16 protein-coding genes are annotated in these 19972 nt (G+C 55.9%); 14 read left to right on the top strand and 2 right to left on the bottom strand.

Annotation, left to right across the window (positions count from 1 at the left end; genetic code table 11):
• The first annotated feature begins 12 nt into the window (after positions 1-12).
• From AC27IT_RS01670 to AC27IT_RS01660, 3 genes are all read left to right on the top strand, one after another.
• Complete coding sequence (locus AC27IT_RS01670) at positions 13-186, top strand: hypothetical protein (RefSeq protein WP_005836307.1); 174 nt, start codon at positions 13-15, stop codon at positions 184-186.
• 124 nt (positions 187-310) lie between these two features.
• Complete coding sequence (locus tag AC27IT_RS01665) at positions 311-1747, top strand: PAS domain S-box protein (RefSeq protein WP_487091547.1); 1437 nt, start codon at positions 311-313, stop codon at positions 1745-1747.
• 81 nt (positions 1748-1828) lie between these two features.
• Positions 1829-2134, top strand: a complete 306-nt coding sequence (locus AC27IT_RS01660; protein WP_487091546.1) for a DUF1292 domain-containing protein — start codon at positions 1829-1831, stop codon at positions 2132-2134.
• Positions 2135-2226: 92 nt separating this feature from the next.
• On the opposite strand, the gene AC27IT_RS01655 is transcribed toward AC27IT_RS01660, so the two are convergent.
• A complete protein-coding gene (locus tag AC27IT_RS01655) occupies positions 2227-2604 on the bottom strand; it encodes a YflT domain-containing protein (RefSeq protein WP_005836313.1) in 378 nt (125 codons plus the stop codon).
• A gap of 513 nt (positions 2605-3117) precedes the next feature.
• Between AC27IT_RS01655 and AC27IT_RS01650 the strand changes: the two genes are divergently transcribed.
• From AC27IT_RS01650 to AC27IT_RS01600, 11 genes are all read left to right on the top strand, one after another.
• Positions 3118-5088, top strand: coding sequence for a DNA gyrase/topoisomerase IV subunit B (locus tag AC27IT_RS01650; protein WP_035317597.1), 1971 nt, complete (start codon positions 3118-3120; stop codon positions 5086-5088).
• Positions 5089-5090: 2 nt separating this feature from the next.
• Positions 5091-7640: a DNA topoisomerase IV subunit A gene (parC, locus tag AC27IT_RS01645; RefSeq protein WP_025845952.1), complete on the top strand. Its 2550-nt coding sequence runs from the start codon at positions 5091-5093 to the stop codon at positions 7638-7640.
• A 6-nt stretch (positions 7641-7646) separates the two neighbouring features.
• Positions 7647-7973: a hypothetical protein gene (locus AC27IT_RS01640; RefSeq protein ID WP_005836319.1), complete on the top strand. Its 327-nt coding sequence runs from the start codon at positions 7647-7649 to the stop codon at positions 7971-7973.
• A 209-nt stretch (positions 7974-8182) separates the two neighbouring features.
• Complete coding sequence (locus AC27IT_RS01635) at positions 8183-8830, top strand: nitroreductase family protein (protein ID WP_025845950.1); 648 nt, start codon at positions 8183-8185, stop codon at positions 8828-8830.
• Positions 8831-8983: 153 nt separating this feature from the next.
• Positions 8984-9664, top strand: a complete 681-nt coding sequence (locus tag AC27IT_RS01630; RefSeq protein WP_429776833.1) for a metallophosphoesterase family protein — start codon at positions 8984-8986, stop codon at positions 9662-9664.
• A 224-nt stretch (positions 9665-9888) separates the two neighbouring features.
• On the top strand, positions 9889-10929 hold the full coding sequence (locus AC27IT_RS01625; RefSeq protein WP_025845946.1) for a Gfo/Idh/MocA family protein: 1041 nt from the start codon (positions 9889-9891) through the stop codon (positions 10927-10929).
• A 46-nt stretch (positions 10930-10975) separates the two neighbouring features.
• A complete protein-coding gene (locus tag AC27IT_RS01620; RefSeq protein WP_005836325.1) occupies positions 10976-11188 on the top strand; it encodes a hypothetical protein in 213 nt (70 codons plus the stop codon).
• 131 nt (positions 11189-11319) lie between these two features.
• Positions 11320-11811 (top strand): MarR family transcriptional regulator, encoded by a 492-nt coding sequence (locus AC27IT_RS01615; RefSeq protein ID WP_035987133.1) that lies wholly within the window; start codon positions 11320-11322, stop codon positions 11809-11811.
• Positions 11812-11893: 82 nt separating this feature from the next.
• The gene (locus tag AC27IT_RS01610) at positions 11894-13069 is read left to right on the top strand and encodes an MFS transporter (RefSeq protein WP_025845941.1); all 1176 of its coding nucleotides are present in this window, start codon (positions 11894-11896) and stop codon (positions 13067-13069) included.
• Positions 13070-13153: 84 nt separating this feature from the next.
• Positions 13154-15562: an AAA family ATPase gene (locus AC27IT_RS01605; RefSeq protein WP_025845939.1), complete on the top strand. Its 2409-nt coding sequence runs from the start codon at positions 13154-13156 to the stop codon at positions 15560-15562.
• A 143-nt stretch (positions 15563-15705) separates the two neighbouring features.
• Positions 15706-17976, top strand: a complete 2271-nt coding sequence (locus tag AC27IT_RS01600) for a S8 family serine peptidase (RefSeq protein WP_487091577.1) — start codon at positions 15706-15708, stop codon at positions 17974-17976.
• Positions 17977-18282: 306 nt separating this feature from the next.
• On the opposite strand, the gene AC27IT_RS01595 is transcribed toward AC27IT_RS01600, so the two are convergent.
• Positions 18283-19926 carry a PucR family transcriptional regulator gene (locus AC27IT_RS01595; protein WP_238503581.1) on the bottom strand — a complete coding sequence of 548 codons (1644 nt, stop codon included), beginning with the start codon at positions 19924-19926 and terminating at the stop codon, positions 18283-18285.
• Positions 19927-19972: the final 46 nt, after the last annotated feature.

The following is a 19972-nucleotide window of genomic DNA, read 5'->3' as shown; positions in this document are numbered from 1 at the left end:
GGAGGGCTTTTTGTGAGCAAACAGGAAGAAGTGCAAATTATTGATTTTGAAGAATTGCTCAGATCGATTGAGAGTCGTCTCGCTTCTGCGGGCATGTACGTGCAGCGTGAAGCGATCATTACGATTCTGCAAGCCGAGGAAGCGTTTTTGCTGGAAAAAGGCGTGCTTCAAGAGTACAGCGAGTAAAAAGCGGACAACCTGCCATGACGGTAGGTTGTTTTTTATAGCGGGAAGGTTTGCCCGGAAAAAAGAGGAAAAGCGTCTTCTGTGGTGAATTTGTCCATATCCTTATGACAGAAGAGGTGAATGGTTGTTGCGTGTACAAGGCGTCGAGGCTGGGGTGCTTTCACCCAAAGAGGAATGGTTCCACATTATTCAAAACGTACATAATCATATTTTTACCTTTATCCGGAATGAACAAGACGAATTTGTCCTGGATCTGTCGGAAGGCAAGCTCGCGTATGAGTTTGGCGTTGACACGGAAAAATTAAAAGGAATGCGCGCAGAAGATATTTTACGCCAGTACGGGATCGAATCGATCATGCCTTACTACCAGCTCGCTTTCGCTGGACAGACGATCGAATACGAGCTTGCGTTTGGTGAACGCTACTTTTCCTCCGTCCTGACGCCGATTTGCCGCAATGGCATCGTCACTGAAATCATAGGCTCTGCCACAGAGATTACGGAATACAAGCAGATGAAGCAGCAGATGCAGGAGGCAGAAGAGCTGTACCGCAGTCTGGTCGAGGATACACTGGTCGGCGTCTACATCGCGTATGTGGACGAGCCGGGGTTTGTTTACGTCAACCCGAGGCTCGGCGATATTTTCGGCTACAGTCAGGAAGAACTGGTGAAAATGACCGCTTCCGACCTCGTCATCGAGGAAGAGCGGGACATTGTTCGCACGCATCAGGAGCGCAGAATCAACGGGGATCGCTCGAACATTCACTACCAGTTTCGCGGTCTGTGCAAAAACGGCAATCGGATTGATGTCGAGGTGCTGCAAAAAACGAGCACGTACAAGCAAAAGCCGGCTGTGATCGGGATTGTGCAAGATATTACCGAGCGTAAACAGGCAGAAGAGCTGGTGCGCAAGTCCGAGCTGCTGTCGGTGATCGGGCAGATGGCCGCGGGGGTGGCCCACGAGATTCGCAATCCGCTGACGTCGCTGAAAGGGTTTGTCCAACTGCTCCGGGCGCACTCCGGCGGCAAGGACGAGTATTACCGGATCATGTTGTCCGAGCTGGATCGGATCGAATTTATCATCAGCGAATTTCTCGTGCTCGCCAAGCCGCAGGTCGTATTCCAGCGGAAAAGGGAGATGCAGCCGCTCCTGGAGCAGATCGTCATGATTGCCGACACGCATGCGATCATGTACAACGTCCAGATACTCACCAGCTACGCCGACAATCTGCCTGCCATCGTCTGCGAGGAAAACCAGTTGAAGCAAGTGTTTCTCAATTTGTTGAAAAATGCAGTGGAAGCGATGCCGAATGGCGGGGTCGTGACCGTGTCGGCGAGTGTCGAGGACGGGATGATGCTGATTGCCTTTACCGACCAAGGCTGCGGCATCGCCGAGGAACAACTGCTGAAACTGGGCGAGCCATTTTTCACCACGAAGCCGAACGGGACGGGACTCGGGCTTATGGTCAGCTACAAAATCATCGCCAATCACGGCGGGACGATTTCTGTGTGCAGCAAGGAAGAGACAGGGACGACTTTCGAAATCAGATTGCCGGTGCGATAGCGCCATTCACCTGTTTGCTTCTGCCGGAAAAAAAGGTATGATGGTGTAGAGAACCAATATCAGCATAAGGACGTGAACGCATTGACAGAAGATAGCAAAGACCTCGAATTGGGCGATATCATTACGCTGGACGATGAAAACGGTGAACCGTTGGGTGATTTTGAAGTAGTGGCGATGTTCGACCTGAACGGTAAAGAATATATTGCCTTGACGGAAGCGCTCGAAGACGAGGAGGCCGAAGAAGAGCTGGATGAAGAAGTAGACATCTTCGTATTCCAGATCGACGGCGGCGAAATGGTTCCATTGGAAGAAGACGAAGAAAGCGCTGTGTACGCGAAGCTGAACGAGGTTCTGGAAGGCATTGAACTGATCGAAAAAGGCGAATAATCGTGTGCCCGCGTTGTTGCGGGATGCTCGCAAGCGTAAAAAAGCCACTGCCTGGTTTGAACAAACCGGCAGCGGCTTTTTTGATGGGCAGATCAGTCGTTCATTTTGATGATGTTGTCTTTCAGGTCGCGGACGACCAAAAGGCAGGTGTAGTCCGTTTCTTGCAGCTCCCTGACCAGCGCGGAGCATTCATCCTTGGTCAACCCGAGCTTTTCGAGCCGGGTGCGCAGCTCCTCGCCGCCGTTGTCGAAGAAGTGGGCTTTGCTGTCGATGTCGCCTACAGCACTTTCAAAATGCGTACTGTATTTATAAAAATTGTCGCGTTGATTCGAGTGGTTTTTATCGGGATTCCACTTCAGCACCCAAATGTCATCCTTATGATAGCCAGACGAGTTCAACGCCTGAATGTCCGAAACCAGCTCCTGATCGTACCGATGAAACTTGACAAACGGCTTGGTCGCACTTATCAACGTTATTCCCCCCTATGTCGCCTCAGGAATCGATGCTCTAATAGGTTGCCCGCCCGCGCGGTATAGATGAATGGAAATAGTTGCGTGCGCGATGTCGGAAGAAATTGTTTGAACGAGCAGGGATTTTCCAAAACGAGCAAGAAATAAAGTAAAGAGCGCAGGCGGGGACTGGTTTCGCTTTGACCTCGCTTTGCTGCAAATGCTACACTAATGACGAAGCGTCATATGCTTGGGCTAAACGGTTTCGGCCTGACGCCAGTGGATACGGGGAATACTGTGCAGGATCGGCCATCTCGCTAGGGGCGGGGTGGTTTTTTTGCCCCATTTTGTGACTAGCGTTGAATACTATGGGAAGCATACGGTACAATAGCGATTAAGTGTTCGCTTTTTTTGTGAAATATTCCCTTTCGGACGGAAAGGATGTTTTCCCAAGAGCAAGGCGATGACCTGTGCGGTTACCAAAACGAAAGCCTGTTTTGGACGCTTTTTCGAAAAGTAGAGGGGAGAGCGCGATTGAAGGAAACAGACACACTACATACACTGACCTATACCGAGGAAGATATCCAGGTACTGGAGGGCCTGATCGCCGTCCGCAAGCGCCCTGGGATGTACATAGGCTCGACCGGAAGCAGAGGTTTGCACCATCTCCTGTGGGAAATCGTCGACAATGCCAAGGATGAGGCGTTGGCTGGCGTCAATGATACGATCATCGTCACGTTGTACAAGGATGGCAGCGTCAGCGTCGAGGACCACGGTCGGGGAATTCCGACGGGGATGCACAAGACGGGACGGCCCGTTCCGGAAGTCATTTTTACGACGCTTCACGCCGGAGGAAAATTCGGCGGCGGCGGCTATAAAAAAAGCGGCGGTTTGCACGGCGTAGGCTCCAGCGTCGTCGTGGCCTTGTCCAAGTGGCTCGAAGTGGAGATTCACCGCGAAGGCAAGATTCACAAGCAGCGCTTTGCCTACGTAGTCGACGAAAAAGGCATCGAGCACGTCGGCAAGCCCGTTACAGACCTTGAAGTGACCGGAACGACCAAAAGGACAGGTACGACTGTGCGCTTCCTGCCGGACGAGGCAATATTTGGCAGCGCGCGCTTTGACTACGAGACGATTCGCGATCGTTTCCGGGAAACGGCGTTTTTGCTCAAGAAACTGCGCATGGTGCTGATTGACGAGCGCGGCCCGGAGAAGAAGCGGGAAGAATTTTACTTCGAGGACGGTCTGAAGTCGTACGTCTCCTATTTGAATGAGGGGAAAAACACGCTGCACCCGATCGTTTATTTTGAAGGGGAAAAAGACAACGTCTACGTCGAGCTGGCTTTTCAGTACAACGACGGCTACGCGGAAACGCTCGTCTCCTACGTCAACTCGATCGTCACGACAGACGGCGGTACGCATGTCACCGGATTTCGCAACGGAACGACCCGGATTTTCAACGAGTTCGCGCGGAAAAAAGGGTATTTGAAGGACAAAGATCCCAACTTGACAGGAAATGATTTGCGGGAAGGTTTCCTCGGTGTGCTGTCATTGCAAATGGCTGATGTCCAGTTCGAGTCCCAAACCAAGGACAAACTGGGCAACGAAGAAGCGCGGGCGATCGTCGAGCAAATTGTCTCCGAGAAGCTGGGCTTCTTCCTCGAGGAAAATCCGGAAATAGGCAAGCTTTTGATCGACAAGGCGTTGCGCTCCGCTGAAATTCGCGAGGAGCTGCGCAAACAGCGCGAAGCTCTGCGCGGAGACAAAAAAGGCAAGACGGCGAAAAAACGCAAATCCATTTCGGAAAAATTCACGCCGCCGCAATACCGGGATTCCAAACGCAATGAACTGTTCCTCGTCGAGGGTGACTCTGCGGGCGGCTCTGCGAAGCAGGCGCGCAACTCCGAGTTCCAGGCGCTGTTTTCTCTGCGGGGAAAACCGTTGAATACGGAAAAGGCCAAGCTGTCTGAAGTGTTGGCGAACGAGGAGTTCCGCACGATTCTGGAAGTGCTGGAGACGGACATCGGGGAAGACTTCGACATCGAAAACTGCGCGTTTGACAAAGTCATCATCATGTCCGATGCGGACGTCGACGGCTCCCACATCCAGACGCTTTTGCTTACGTTTTTCTTCCGCTACATGCGCCCGATGATCGCCGCCGGTCATCTGTACATCGCCCAGCCGCCTTTGTACCAGGTGAAAAAACAGGTGAAGGGCAAGCAGACGGAGTCGATCTACTGTTGGAGCGACCACGAGCTGGAGCAGGCGTTAAAACGGGTCGGACGCGGCGCAGAAGTACAGCGCTACAAAGGCTTGGGCGAGATGAACGCCGATCAGTTGTGGGAAACTACGATGAACCCGGAGACGCGAAAACTCATTAAAGTCGAGCTGGAAGACCTCGCTCACTGTGAAAAGCTCGTGACGGTTCTGATGGGGGACAAAGTGCCTCCGCGTCGCGAGTGGATCGAGAACCACGTTACCTTTGAAGTGGGAGAGGATGAATAAACATGTTGTCCAATCAGATCATTAACCAGAGCTTCGCGGAAATCATGGGCAAGCGGTTTGGGGATTACGCCAACCTGGTTATCCTCTCCCGCGCGATTCCCGACGCCCGCGATGGCCTGAAGCCAGTGCAGCGCCGGATTTTGTACGCGATGTACCAGGAAGGCAATACGCACGACAAGCCGTACCGCAAATCGGCCAAAACAGTCGGGTACGTCATGGGTACGTACCATCCGCACGGCGACTCGGCGATTTACGAAACGATGGTGCGCATGGCGCAATGGTGGAAAATGCGCCAGGTGCTCATTCAGGGACACGGCAACTTCGGAAGCCTCGACGCCGACCCGCCAGCGGCGATGCGTTACACGGAGTCGAGACTGTCCGCGCTCGCTAACGAGCTTTTGCGCGATATTGAAAAAGATACGGTCATCTTCATCCCGAACTACGACAACTCGGCGCAGCAGCCGGCCGTGTTGCCGTCGCGCTTTCCAAACTTGCTGGTGAACGGCGCTACCGGGATTGCCGTCGGCTTTGCCACCGATATTCCTACCCACAACCTGGGCGAAGTCATTGACGCGGCGATCGCGCAGATGAAAAATCCGAACATCTCGCTCGACGAACTGATGAAGCACGTCAAAGGCCCGGATTTTCCGACCGGGGGCATCGTCCAAGGGGTGTCGGGTATTCGCAAGGCGTTTGAGACAGGCCGCGGCCAGTTCATCATTCGCGCGAAGACCCACATGGAAGAGCCAAAGGGCGGGAAAGTGAAAAAGATCGTCATTTCGGAAATTCCTTACGAAGTGGTCAAGTCCAAGCTGGTCGCGCAAATAGACGAGCTGGTGATGGACCGCAAAATCGAAGGCGCGATGGCCGTCCGCGACGAGACAGGGCGCAAGGAAGCGGAAATGAACAAGGTCCGCATCGTCGTCGACATTCGCAAGGAAGCAGATGAGCAGGCGATTCTGAATTACTTGTACAAAAACACCGACCTGCAAATTTACTACAACTACAACATGAACGTGATCCACGAAGGAACCATCCGCCAGATGGGACTTAAAGCGCTGCTCGGCGCGTATATCGACCACCAGAAAGAAGTCGTGACGAATCGCTGCAACTACGACCTTGAGCGCAAGAGCAAACGCAAGCACATCGTCGAGGGGCTGATTCGCGCCAAATCCATTTTGCGCGAAATCGTCGATACGATTATGGATTCCGAAGACCGGTCCGACGCCAAGAAAAACATCATGGAGAAGTACGGCTTCACGGATGAGCAGGCCGATGCGATTTTGAGCATCCAGCTCGCCTCCCTGACCCGGCTGGACATCGTCAAGCTGGAAAAAGAGCTTTCGACTTTGGCCAAAGAGATCGAGGAGCTTGAAGCGATTCTCGCCAGCGAGAAAAAGCTGATTCAGGTCATCACAAGCGAGCTGAACGAAATCAAGAAAAAGTACGCCGAAGAGCGCCTGACCGAAATCCAGGGAGAGATCGAGGAAATCAAGATCGACATCGCGATGCAGATCAATGCGGAAGACTGCATCGTCACGCTCACCAACGAAGGATACATCAAGCGGACGAGTCCGCGCTCCTTCAAGTCAGTGGGCGGAACCCTGGAAACGTGCGGGGTCAAGGAAGGGGACAAGGTCCGCTACTTCGTGGAGACGAATACGTCCCATACCGCCTTGTTTTTCACGCAGGACGGGAAGTATTTCGCCACGCTCGTCAATGCTTTCCCGGACGACAAGTGGAAGGACATCGGTTCCGCGCTGGTCAACGTCATCCCGCTGGAAAAAAATCAGCGCATCGTCGGCTTTACGATCGTGGAAAACTTCAAGCAGCCGCTGTTTGTTTACCACGTCAGCAAAAACGGGCTGATTAAAAAGACCGCGCTGTCCGAGTACGAGACCAATCGTTCGAGCGCGTTGGTGGCTGCCAAGCTGAAATCAGAAGATGACGAATTTGTGCATGTATTTGTGACAGGCGAAGCAGGCGGCATTTTAGGGGCGACCCGAGACGGCATGGGCATTCGCTTCCCGCAGGGAGAAGTCAGCCCGACCGGCCGCGCTTCCAGTGGCGTTAAGGCGATTACGCTCGCGCCTGACGATGCGGTCGTCACCATGCTCCCGATTGAGGAAGAGGACAGCCGCGCCTTCACGCTATTGACAGCCGAAGGTGTGGTCAAGCGGACAGCGATTGCGGCCATTCCGCTGCAAGGCCGGGCCGGAAAAGGCGTACAGCTTATTCGCAAGCGCAAAAACCACCCGCACCAGCTTGCGGCAGTGTTCATCGACGAGACGGTGTACGCGTGGACGGCGCAAAACGAATGGACGCTGGTCGACACGAGCCTGGTCAACGTCAACGAGCAGGGCGGAATTGGTCGCCACCTGGTAGAAGGCGGCGTCAAATCCGTTGTGTTCGAAACCGTCCTGCCGACAGAGGAAGCAAAAGAAGAACCAGCAAAAGGCTCTGGAGAGGGCGAATCCGCGAGTGTGCAACCGAAGTCGACAGCGGCGCCTGTCACTTTGTTCGATCTCGAACCTGGCGAAGAGAAGGAATGATGGAAAATGGCAACTCCGTTTGAAGCTTTTGTATCCCCATTGAGCTGGCAGCAGGTGTCGCTTTTGCTCGATACCGTCCTGTATTTTGAAGACGCGCCTAAGCTGCTTTCGCTTCCGCAGGAGGAAGGCCCGAGCGTGCCTGTTCCGGTGACGGCAGACACGCTGAAAAAGATGCTGGCGAGTCTCGATGAGAACGACGCTTTTGAGCGCAAGCCATTCGCGCTTCGCTGGGAAGGCGGCGAGGATGCGGACAGCGGCCACCTCATCGTGCAACTGCCGAACAACGAAACCGTGAGACAACCCGCCGTCCTGTCGGCGTTCTCGCCTGTGTAGGCAAAAAGAGCGGATGAAGCAAACGCTTTGGCTCTCGTCCAGGCACCTGTACATGTTTTTTGTACAAGTGCCTGGACGTGCCAAAGCGTTTTTTTACGTTTTCTTACAGTTCAAAGGATTGCCAAAAGATTGGCAGATATGATACAGTTTGAACACTTCCGTTTTTTATAAACAAAGGTTAGTTACTTACCGATTGGAGGAGTAAGGAGATGGAACAAGTCATGAACAAAAAGGCTTTTTTTGACGTCATTTCTGAACGGCGATCGGTGCGTCATTACGATCCAACGGTGAAAATTTCCCGCGACGAGCTGAAAGAGATGCTGGCCGAAGCTACGTTGGCGCCATCCAGCTCCAACCTTCAGCCTTGGCGCTTCCTCATCATCGACGAGCAGGAGCTGAAAGAAAAGCTGCTGCCGATTGCGTTCAACCAGAAGCAAGTCGTCGAGGCTGCGGCGATCGTCGCCGTGCTGGGCGACTACGAGGGCTACAAGCAGGCTGAGCAAATTTACCAGAAAGCCATCGACGCAGGCTACATGACCGAAGAGGCGAAGGCGACGATGATCGCCAACATCAATCGCCGCTACGAAAATCGCGAGCGCAGTCTGATTAAGGAAATTGCTCTCGTAGATGGCGGGCTTGTTTCCATGCAGTTCATGCTCGTGGCAAAAGCGCGTGGCTACGACACGGTGCCCATGGGCGGCTACAACGCCGAATTGTTCAAAGAGGCGTTCAACATTTCCGACCGCTACGAAACCGTTATGCTGATCGCCGTGGGCAAAGCGGCGCAGCCAGGTCATCCGACCACCCGGCTCGATGTGGACGACATTACGTTCTGGAACGAAATGCCAAGCAAATAAACGGGCGTACGCACGACAGTCACGGGTCTTTTCGACCGTGGCTGTCTGTTTTTTGCCAGACAATCTAGCCCGCAGGGTAGAAATCGCGCGGGAGGGAGCGTACAATGAAACAGAAAAAGCGGAAGCGTACAGACAGAAGAAAGAAGGGTTAGGATGAATCGGATATTGGCAATCAGCGATATTCACGGGGAGCTGGACAAGCTGGAGTCGCTGATGGAGCTTGTGAATTACGATCCGCAGCACGACCAGCTCATTTTGCTCGGCGATTATGTCGACCGCGGGCCGAAGTCCAGAGAAGTCGTGGAAAAAGTGAAGCAGCTTCATGCGCAAGGGGCGATTGTCCTGATGGGCAATCATGACCATATGATGGTGAAATCGTTCGAGCAGGACCCGGTATTTATCGAGCGCTGGTTTCGCAATGGCGCCCAGGCGACGTTGGCCAGCTACGGCCACACGGCTGCACAGACCGAATCGGGGGCGCCAGCGTCTCTGGAAGTGACGCCGGAAGTGCAGGAGCACCTCGATTTTTTGGGCGGACTGACCCATTATCACGAGACGGATGAATACATTTTTGTCCACGGTGGCGTGCATCCGCAGACGCCTGTGGCGGAAACCGACCCGTACAAGCTGATGTGGATTCGCGACGAGTTCCACAAAGGCTACCAAGGGGAAAAGACCGTCGTGTTCGGGCATACCCCGACGGAAAATTTGCACGGGAAGCACGACGTCTACTTCGGCGAAAACAACATCATCGGCATTGACGGCGGCGCTGTTTTCGGCGGGCGGTTGCATTGCCTGGAGCTGCCCAGCCGCAAAGTGTACTCGGTCGAATAAAACAACCAGTGGGAAAGGACGGCAGGCCCTAGGAAGGGCTTGCCGTCTTTTTCAGTCGCATGCCACGACAAAAAAGCGGGCCGAAGCGAAGTTTTCCAACGGAGCAAATATCTGTATAATGAGAATATTGCGAAATGATTTACCGACAAGCTGGACAACCTGCGACTTCAGCCTTGCTTCTGCCAAAAGGCGGACAGGAACCAGGAAAAAGGGGAGAGGATACCGTGACATTGAAAGTCGGCATTATCGGCTGCGGTTCGATCGCTACGCATCGCCATGCGCCTGAGTACAGCAGCAATCCGTACACACAAATCCACCTCGTCTACGACCCCAATCCCGAGCGCGCGCAAAAACTGGCAGCCCAGTACGGCGGACAAGTAGCTGGCAGTTGGGAAGAAGTCGTCCACCATCCGGAACTTGCAGCGATCAGCGACTGCTCGACAAACGAGATGCACCACATCATCACCACACAGGCGCTGCTCGCCGGGAAGCATGTGCTGTGCGAAAAGCCGATGGCGACGACGAGCGAGGGGGCGGAGACGATTCTCGCCGCAGCGCGCGCTTCGGGGAAGATTTTGATGGTCGACCACAATCAGCGCCTCGTACCCGCCCATCAAAAGGCGCGGCAACTGATCGCGGCAGGCGAGCTGGGAAAAATTCTTTCGTTCAAGACGAGCTTCGGGCATAAAGGTCCGGAGTATTGGAGCGCCAATCGGACAAAAGGCACGTGGTTTTTCAAAAAAGCGCGCTCAGCGCTCGGAGTGGCAGGCGATTTGGGCATTCATAAGGTGGATCTGCTGCGCTATTTGCTCCAGGACGAGATCGTTCAGGTCAGCGCGTTTGCAGACGTCCTGGACAAAAAAGACGAACAGGGCCAGCCCATCGAGGTGTGCGACCATATGGTATGCCTCCTGAAAACGCAGTCGGGCGCAGTAGGCACGGCGTCGTTCAGTTGGAGCTATTACGGCGATGAGGACAACAGCACGATTTTATACGGCGAGCGCGGCATCATGAAAATTTTTGCCGACCCGCAAAAGGACATCGAGGTCGTGACCGCAGGCGGCGAGCGAGCGGTTTACCAGATCGGTGCGATGCAGACCAATGACGCACAGACCAAAAGTGGCGTCATCGACGCGTTTGTCGAGGCGATTCGCACGGGAACTGCTCCGGCGGTGACAGGAGAAGACGGGCTGTACGCCTTGCGCATTATCGAAGCGGCGATGGAGTCCGCTGCGACGGGGAGAAGCGTCGAGCTTTTTGTCTGATCGTAGCATGAGGGAGAAGAGCGTTGGTCACACTAGGAGGGGAGGTGTGACCGCTGTGGAAGGAAACATTCAGGTCAACGGCAAGGACTATCAGTGCGAATGCACATACGATGGCGATTCGCAGTACAACGTGCAGGTGCGAAACGGCAAAAAGGTGGTTGCGAACTATAAAATTTCGGCAGGCTCGGAAGGCGAAGTGCTGGAGTCTGCGCGCGCCCATTTTGCCGCCGACGTGGAATTGGGAAATGTGCAAGGGTAACGCTCAAGCAAGACCGCAGCTCGGGACGGCAGGGCTGCGGTTTTTTGCTTGCCACTTGTCTTCAAACGTGATACAGTGAAAATGTTTCCGAGGAAACAAAAAGGCGATTGGCAAAGGAGCTGACTTCTGAATTGGATCAGAAAACGAAAATTTGGAATCAGTGGCTCGCGCTTCTCCATAAACAGGAGGAGCAGAGCAAACGCCGCGAAGCGCTGCTCTTGCGCCTCATCCAGAACAGCATTCCCGAATACCAGCATCTGGGCAGCCTCTCGGTCACGGAGCTGCACGTCATTTCCGCGATTGGCAGCGATACCCGGATGAACGTAACGACGATTGCGCAAAACATCGGGGTCACGAAAAGCGCGATTTCGAAAATTACGGTGAAGCTGCTGAAAAAAGGGCTGCTGGAGCGCTACCAACTGGAAGACAACCAGAAGGAAGTTTTTTTCCGCCTGACCAAAGTGGGCGAGCTGGTGAACAGCATTCACGATAGCTTTCACGCGCGGCTGGAGAAAAACGTGTACCGCTTTTTGGACAACTACAGCGAAGCAGAGCTGGCGTTTGTCGCGCGGTTCATTGGCGAAGCGACAAAAGAGCTGGAAAAGAACTGGGCAGAGACGTGAAGGGAGACGGATTCGGGTTCTCCCTAACGTTTTCGTAAATTGTTTCCTTGGACACAATTATGAGAATGAGGTGAAACCGCAGATGGATGCGAAAAAAGTACTCGTCTTGTTGGGCGTGACCATTTTGCTCGGAACGTTTGCCCAAAATTTGTTTATGCCGATTCTGCCCGCCATGCAAAAGGCGTTTGCGACGAGCGAATACTGGATCAACCTGACAATCTCGCTGTTTACGGTCATGCTGGCTGTGATGCAGATCGTCTACGGGCCGCTCGTGGATCGGTTCGGCCGGAAAAAGGTGCTGATTCCGGCACTCGTCCTGTATGCGCTCGCTTCCGTCGGCTGCTATCTGGCTGATTCGATTGCTTCCTTGCTCGTTTTTCGCGCGATTCAAGGCGCAGGCTTCGCCGCGATCCCGATTGTGGCTGCCACGATGATTGGCGACCTGTTTGCGGGCAACGAGCGGGCGAATGCGATGGGAACGTACCAGATGATGCTGGCGGTAGGACCAGCCATCGGCCCGTTGCTCGGCGGCTGGATCGGGGGAGTGGGCGGACATTCGGCTGTCTTTGCGTTTTTGGCCGTAACCGCAGTTCTTTTGCTCATCGGGAACGGACTGTTGCTGCCGGAGACGAAAAACAGCCAGACAGCCGCGAGAAGCTTTCACTTGCGCGCCTACTGCGATATTTTCCGGCAGCCGACGGGAGCGGCCGTGATTTTGCTCGGCTTTGCGCAAATGTTTACGTATTACTGCTTTCTGCTGTTCATCCCCGTCGAGCTGACGCACCGCTACCACTTGTCCAGCGAGCGAATCGGTCTGTTGTTTTTGCTCACATCGGTCGTCTTTATGATTAGCAGCAAGCTGGCTGCCCGTGTGCAAAAGCGGTGGGGATCGCGCAAAGCACTCGTCTGGACAGCCGGAATGCACGCTGTTGCGACTTTTTTGTTCATGGCGGCAGCAGATGCATCGCTGGTCTTGCTCGTCGTGACAAGCGCGCTGTTCGCTCTGGCAATCGGAATCGGGATGCCGGTGCATACTACGCTCTTGTCGGAAGTGTTTGAACAGGAACGGGCCACCGCGATTGGCGTCTACAACCTGATCCGCTACATGGGCATGGCGGCGGGACCCGTAGCGGGAGCGGCGATGTACGGAGCGGGCGGCACCTGGCTGGAGTTTGGCGCAGCGGGACTTTTGCTCGTGCTCGCGGTTCTGTTTGCCGCGAAAAACGCGGGCGGGCTGCGCCTTGGCAAAAGCGCATAGCGGCAAGTTTGCCGCATCACCTTTTCTTCCACCTGCAAATGTGCTACAACAAAGAATGACACAAGAGCGGGAGGAGCAAAAAGCATGCAACAACAACACGAGCGAGATCGGCAGCCTGCCAGAGAGGGCGCGCTGGTCGACCCCGCACAAATTCAAGCATACACAGAGGCCGAATGTTTGGCCCTTTTGCAAAAAATAGAAGAGGCACGTACCGACAGTCCGGACGAGCAGCGCGATCGGGCAGAAGCGGCGGTCCTGACCAGGCTGTCCGTTTTGCGCATGGCGAAAAAAGGCGGCTATGCGCTGGCGCAGGAGTGGCTGGAGCGGGCGCTGTCGCTTAAGCCGAACGATCTGTACGCACTGGGTGTACAACTGCGGCTCGCCTTTTCGCAACTGCGCAGCCATCCGTTTGAAACCGGGTTTCCGACCGTTCGCGAGACGGATAATGTCGTCGCCAAAAGACGAGCCGTAGAGGTGCTGCGCGAAAAAGCGCTGCTCGCCCAAGCGGAAATCGAGCAGTGGCAGGCGATTGCCAAAGAAGCGCTGCATACGGCACATAAGCTGGGGGACGAGCAGGCGAGAGCGACAGCGGAACGTCTGGTCGACCTGTACGGCAGGCGGCAGAGGCTGCTGGCCGAGCTGCTGGAGCGCGTCCAATCGTACGGGGCATCGCTCTCCGGCGTGTTTTTCTCGGCAGAGATGTTGAACCAGTTGCAGGAGACGATTCGCGCCCTGAATTTGCAGGCACAGGAAAAGGCGCAGCTTTTGCCGGAAGACGAGCCGGACGTCGCCAGCGAAGCGCCTGCAGCCGAGCGCCATAGCAAGCTGTCAGCGCTGGAGCAGTTGGAGAGCCTGATCGGACTGCGTGACATCAAGCAGCGAGTGCGCCAGCTTGCCCAGTTTTTGCAATACCGGAAACTGCGCGAGGAAAAAGGCTGGCACATGCACGATCAACTGCCGCTGCACCTCGTGCTGATGGGCAATCCGGGCACGGGCAAGACGACGCTGGCCCGTTTGATCGCTCGCCTGTACCACGAGCTGGGGCTGCTTGCCAACGGGCAGTTGATCGAAGTGGACCGCTCTCATCTGGTAGGCGGATACGTCGGGCAGACGGAGCAGCGGGTGATGGAGGCGATCAAGCAGGCGGACGGCGGAGTGCTGTTCATCGACGAAGCGTACAGCTTGAAGCGGCCGGACAGCTCGGGCAGCGACTACGGGCAAAACGCGATCGACACGCTGGTGGCTGCGATGACGAGCGGGGAGTACGCCGGACGGTTTGTGGTCATGCTCGCCGGCTACCCGGAAGAAATGCGGCAGTTTTTGTACGCCAATCCGGGCTTGTACAGCCGCTTTCCGCAGGCAGGCCACTTTGTTTTGCCGGACTACGACGCAGACGAGCTGGTGCAAATTGCGGACGCGGTAGCGGCGCGAAACGACTTTACGCTGACGGATGCTGCCAAGACGGCGTTGCGGGAGCGCATCGAAAAAGCGCAGGTGGACGATACGTTCGGCAATGCCCGCACCGTCACCAATCTGGTGCTGGACGCGATATTCGCCAAAGGGCGGGCGACCGCGGGCAAAGCGCTGCAATGGGACGACTTCACGATTTTGCGGCCGGAGGATGTCAGCGAAGCGCCCCAGCCGACTGCGGAATCGTCCGCCGAAGCACAGCTCCAGTCGTTGATCGGGCTTGAAGCGGTGAAGGCCGAGCTGAAAAAAATCGCCGCCTATGTCGCCGTGCAGCAGGAGCGGGCGGCCAGAGGCTTGCCCAAGAGCGCGATTGAGCTGCACGCGGTGTTTACAGGCAATCCGGGCACGGGGAAAACGACGGTAGCGCAACTGTACGCGCAAATGTTGCAGGAGGTCGGGTATTTGAAGCGCGGTCACCTCGTCACGGCAAGCCGTGCGGATCTGGTCGCAGGCTTCGTCGGACAGACGGCGGCGCTCACCCGCAGAAAAGTGCGCGAGGCGTTGGGCGGTGTGCTGTTCATTGATGAAGCATACGCCCTGCTCGGGCCGGGCCAGCAAGACTTCGGCCAGGAGGCGATCCACACGCTCGTCGAGGAAATGACGAGACACGCGGAAAACCTGGTTGTGGTGCTGGCAGGCTACTCCGGGGAAATGAACGGGCTGCTCCTGAGCAATCCGGGACTTTTGTCGCGATTTAAAAAGTACATCCACTTCCCCGACTACTCCGTGGAAGAGCTTGTGCAAATTTTAGAGCAGGCCGCACAGAAGGCGGGCTATGTGATCGAGGACAGCGCCGTGGCGGCGATTCGGCAAAGGCTGGAAAAAGCGTCCCAGGAGCAGCGGCTGCATGGAAACGGGCGGTTCAGCTACAATCTTTTGCAGGAGGCGATCCAGAACCAGGCGCTGCGCATTACGGGCATGTCCCGCGAGAGCTGGGACCAGGAGCTGCTGGCGACGCTTTTATGGAGCGACTTTCAACCGTTGCTGACACGGGAAAGCGAGGAAAATGGGACAAAAGCCTAGTTTTTGTCCCAGGCGTCTGCCTTCCTACTCTTTTGACAATTCACCCGATCCCGTATAATGGAAAAACAAGGCCATGAGGGGAAGGGTGTTTTTCTTTGCAAAAAAGATGGCAGGCAACATTATCGACAACAATCGCTTTGAGCATGCTGCTGGCAAGCTTGCCGGCAGAGGCCAGGCAGCAGCCGGGAGAGAGACGGGGACATATCGAGATCGAAGCCAAGGAAGAGCTGGCGATAGAGAAAACATCGTCGAGACGGAGCGCTTCTGACCTCGTCGTCATCCAGTTGTCCGGCCCGGTGCGCGAACAATGGAAAGAACAACTGGAAGATTTGGGTGCTACTCTGGGCGATTACATACCGGATTACGCCTTTTTGGCCAAGCTGGCTCGCGAGGAGCAACGCGCAGAAATCGAGCGGCTTTCCTTTGTGAAAAAAGTGATTCCGTATCATCCGCAGGCCAAGCTGGCTCCGCAGTTGCGATCCACCCTGGGAAAAACGAAAGCCGTAGAGGTAGCCGTAATTGGCTTCGACCAACAGGTGGACATGCTGCGCACCGTCAACCGGCTGGCGGATGAAGCAGATATAAAAGAGATCGAGTCGCCAAAGATCGCGCCGCATATCTCCATCGTCACGATGAACGAAGACGCGATTGGACAAGTTATCGAATCGGAGGACGTCATCGCGATCGTCCCTGTCCCGGAAAATGAACTGCACAACGACATCGCAGCGACGATCATCCATGCGGACGAGCTGGCTTCTACAGGCTACACTGGCAAGGGACAGATCGTCGGCGTAGCGGATACAGGGCTGGATACGGGCGACCTGAAGTCGATGCACCCGGATTTTCAAGGCCAGGTCAAAAGCTTGTACGCCATGGGCAGAAAAGACGATGCCAGCGACAGGCACGGGCATGGCACGCACGTGGCCGGGGCTGTTCTTGGCACAGGCGAGGCATCGAACGGGCAGTACAAAGGGATGGCTCCCGACGCGAAGCTCGTCTTTCACTCAATTGAAGACCGCAGCGGCAAGCTGGTGACCGACGTGGAAACGATTTTGCAGGAAGCGTACGAGGACGGCGCCCGGATTCATTCGGATTCTTGGGGCGCCAATGACAAAGGAGACTACAGTTTAAGCTCGTTTTTGTTTGACCGATTTTTGTGGGAGCATCCGGACATGACCGCGCTGATCGCGGCGGGCAACTTTGGAGTTGCTGGCTATCAGAGCGTCGGCAGCCCGGCTACCGCCAAAAATGTGATCGCCGTTGGCGCGTCGGAAAACGTCCGCCCGAGCCTTGGCGACCACTCGGATAACAAGGACGAGGTATGGGAAGACAGCAGTCGCGGACTGACAGCGGACGGACGTTTGAAGCCGGATATCGTGGCTCCGGGCACGTCGATTTTGTCGACCCGCTCTTCGCTTGCGCCGAGCAAAAATTTTGACAAGCGCTTCAACGACTACTACGCCTATATGAGCGGCACGAGCATGGCGACACCGATTCTCGCGGGCGGCGTCGCGCAAGTCCGGCAGTATTTGGACGAGCAGGGGGAGAAAGAGCCGAGCGGTGCCCTGCTCAAAGCGATGCTGTTGACGAGCGCGGATGATCTCGGCGAAGACATGCGCAAGCAAGGCTTCGGACGGGCGAACTTGGAGCAGGCGATCCAGACGAGCTACAAAGACGTCAAGGACGGGTTGCGGACGCGCGAAAAGGCCGAGTACGCGGTCAAGGTGACAGACAGCTCGAAGCCGCTTGCGATCACGCTTGCCTGGACGGACTATCCGGCTTCGTTTGCCGCCCGGCGCACTCTGGTCAACGACTTGAATCTGAAGGTCACGACCCCGAGCGGCGAGCGCCTGAACGGAAACGACTTTTTCGAAGCGCCGTACGACGACCAGGTAGACAATCTGAACAACGTCGAGCAGATTTGGATTTTGCAGCCGGAAAAAGGGACGTACACCGTGACCGTGGAAGGCTACAACGTTCCAAAAGGCCCGCAGCCGTACGCCATCGCCACGACCGGGAAATGGGCGAAGGTCAAGGATGAGGACGAAGACGGCCAGGAAGAGGATGACGACAACAGCGGCCAAGAGGGCAACGAAGACTATGAGATCAGAAGCGAATGGAAAAAAGGGACGCTGAACAAAAAGACTCCTTACAAGGAGTACGTCATCCGCAGCTTTGTAGCGGGAGAGATGAGCTTGTCGCTGGAATGGGACGAGGAAGCGGACCTGCAAGTGTACGTGTACGACAACAACAAGAAGGAGCTGGCTGTCGCGACGGGGACGGACAATCCCGAAGCGCTGTCGGTGAAGCTGCCGAAGTCCGGTCTGTACAAGGTGCGAGTGGAGCTTGCGGACGGCAAAGAAGCGAATTTTCGCATGGACTTGCGGTATCCGGGACGAACGAAAAAGCGCTAGTTACTCCCGACAGCACGGCGAGCGCGATGAATAAACGGAAAAGACACAGCCTTTGCTCTTGGCGCGAGCGAAGGGCTGTGTCTTTTTTTGTACAGATAAGAATGCATAAGCTTCTTATCCGGTATAAGGGCAAGTAAGGCAGCGCCTGGCCATTGGCGCAGCCAAGTTTTCTCATCCGCTTTCAGATGTGTGGCGGTCAAAATGCGTCTTGGCCCAAAAGGCGGCGAGAGCGTCGGCAAAAAGGGCGAATGCCTGGTTGTCCAACGTCGCTGCGCAAACGGTGAACGGCACGGGAGCTGGCCTTTTTTACGCAAGGACGCCTCCCTCTTCTTTTTGCAGCCATTCCCGCGCGCGCAGGGCGATCTCCAGACAGATGCGGCGCTCCGGGGAGGCGTAGTCGTCCCCGAGCAGCTCCGCGATTTTTTCCAGGCGGTGGTAGAGCGTCTGGCGGTGAATGAACAAGCGCTCGGCAGCCTCCTGCTTGGACAAGTTGGCGTCGAGGTAGACGCGCAGCGTGTGGACGAGGGCGGAGCCATGCTTTTGGTCGTGCGCAAGCAACGGGCCCAGATAGTCCGCGATGAAGCTCGCCAGCACAGGCTCGGTCGGGATATGAAACAGCAGGCGAAACAAGCCAAGGTCCGTGAAAAAAGGGCTCGTCGCTTCGCGCTGAAAAGCGAGGGCCTGCTCCGCTTCCGCCAAGTGTCTTCCGGCGTCAGACAACCGTTTGCCCACCCGCCCGATCCCGCAGCAAATCCTGGCGTCCGCTCCGAGCATTTGTCCGGCGATCCGCTTCATGTCTGCCCACGCCTTTTCCAGCGCCCGCCGTGCGTTCGCCGTTGTCTTTTGGTCGATCAGCAAAACGTAGAAGCGGTTGCCCGTGCAGCGGATGAACGGCCGAAAGCCTTGCCGCGTCAGCAGTGAGCGGAATATCGCCGTCAGATCGTGCGGCGGGAGGGCATCGTCTGTCTGGTCGGTGTTTTTTTCGCAGGACATGATGAGCGTGTAGTATGCAGGCGCCTTGCTGCTGCCGGACAGGCCGAGCAACGTGCGCATATGCTCCTCGCGCATCGCGCGGTTGGCAATGAGTTCGTCGAACAGACGGTTTTCCATGGCGCGCGTCTGTTCCTCGGCAAACATTTTGCGCAGGAAAAACTGGGCCATTGCCGAGACGGTGTTGTCCAGCGTCAACAGCAAATACTCGTCTGCCTCGCGCTCGTACAAGATCAGTCCGACGTAGGCCAGCAGGTGGCCCATTGCCATCACCGGCTGATAGATCAACTGCTTGGTCTGTGACAACGCGTGAAAGCGGACGCTGGCGTCGTTCGTGTCTGCTTGCGCAAAATGAGCGCGCATCAGCTCGGTCATCTCCAGTTGGACTGCGTGCGGCAAGGCCGGAACGTACTGGGCAGCGACGTCTGGCGAGTAAAACAGCACCTGGGTTTGCACTGCGGACTGGAAATGCTGGAGCAGCTTGGGGATGCCCGCCGCCTGCAGGCTGAGCTGCTGCAAGCCGCGGGAATACGCTTCGAGGTCGCGCAGCGCCTGCATTTGCCGATTGATGAGATGCTCGTGCAAATCTTGCGTAATATCGACGAAGCGCACAGGCTGATGGAAGACGATGAGCGGAAACTCGTGGTGGTTGGCCATCTCCAGCATGTCCGCCGGAATCGACGGGATGTACACTCCCAGCTCCACGCACAAGCCGGACGCTTTGCGCCGGATCAACTCGGCCAAATAGGCGAGCCGCTTTTCTTTCGCCTCGCCGAAGCCGAGTCCGGTGGAGAGAATCAGCTCGCCGCCATTTAAAAATTGGCCCGTATCGGCCGTCTCCAGAACGTGAACCCAGCGCACAGGCCGGGCCAGGCCCCGGTGGCCCGCCACGACCTCGGCGTGCCGAAACAACGGACGTTTGATCGCCTCGGCGATGGTCAGTCGCCAGTCATTGCTCATAAGCAGCCCCCTATCTGCCCGTCTTCCACAAACGATCCGAGGACGG

Source organism: Brevibacillus sp. YAE8, assembly GCF_057543335.1.
The sequence above is the reverse complement of the archived record's forward strand: the minus strand, read 5'-3'. Positions and strand labels throughout refer to the sequence as shown.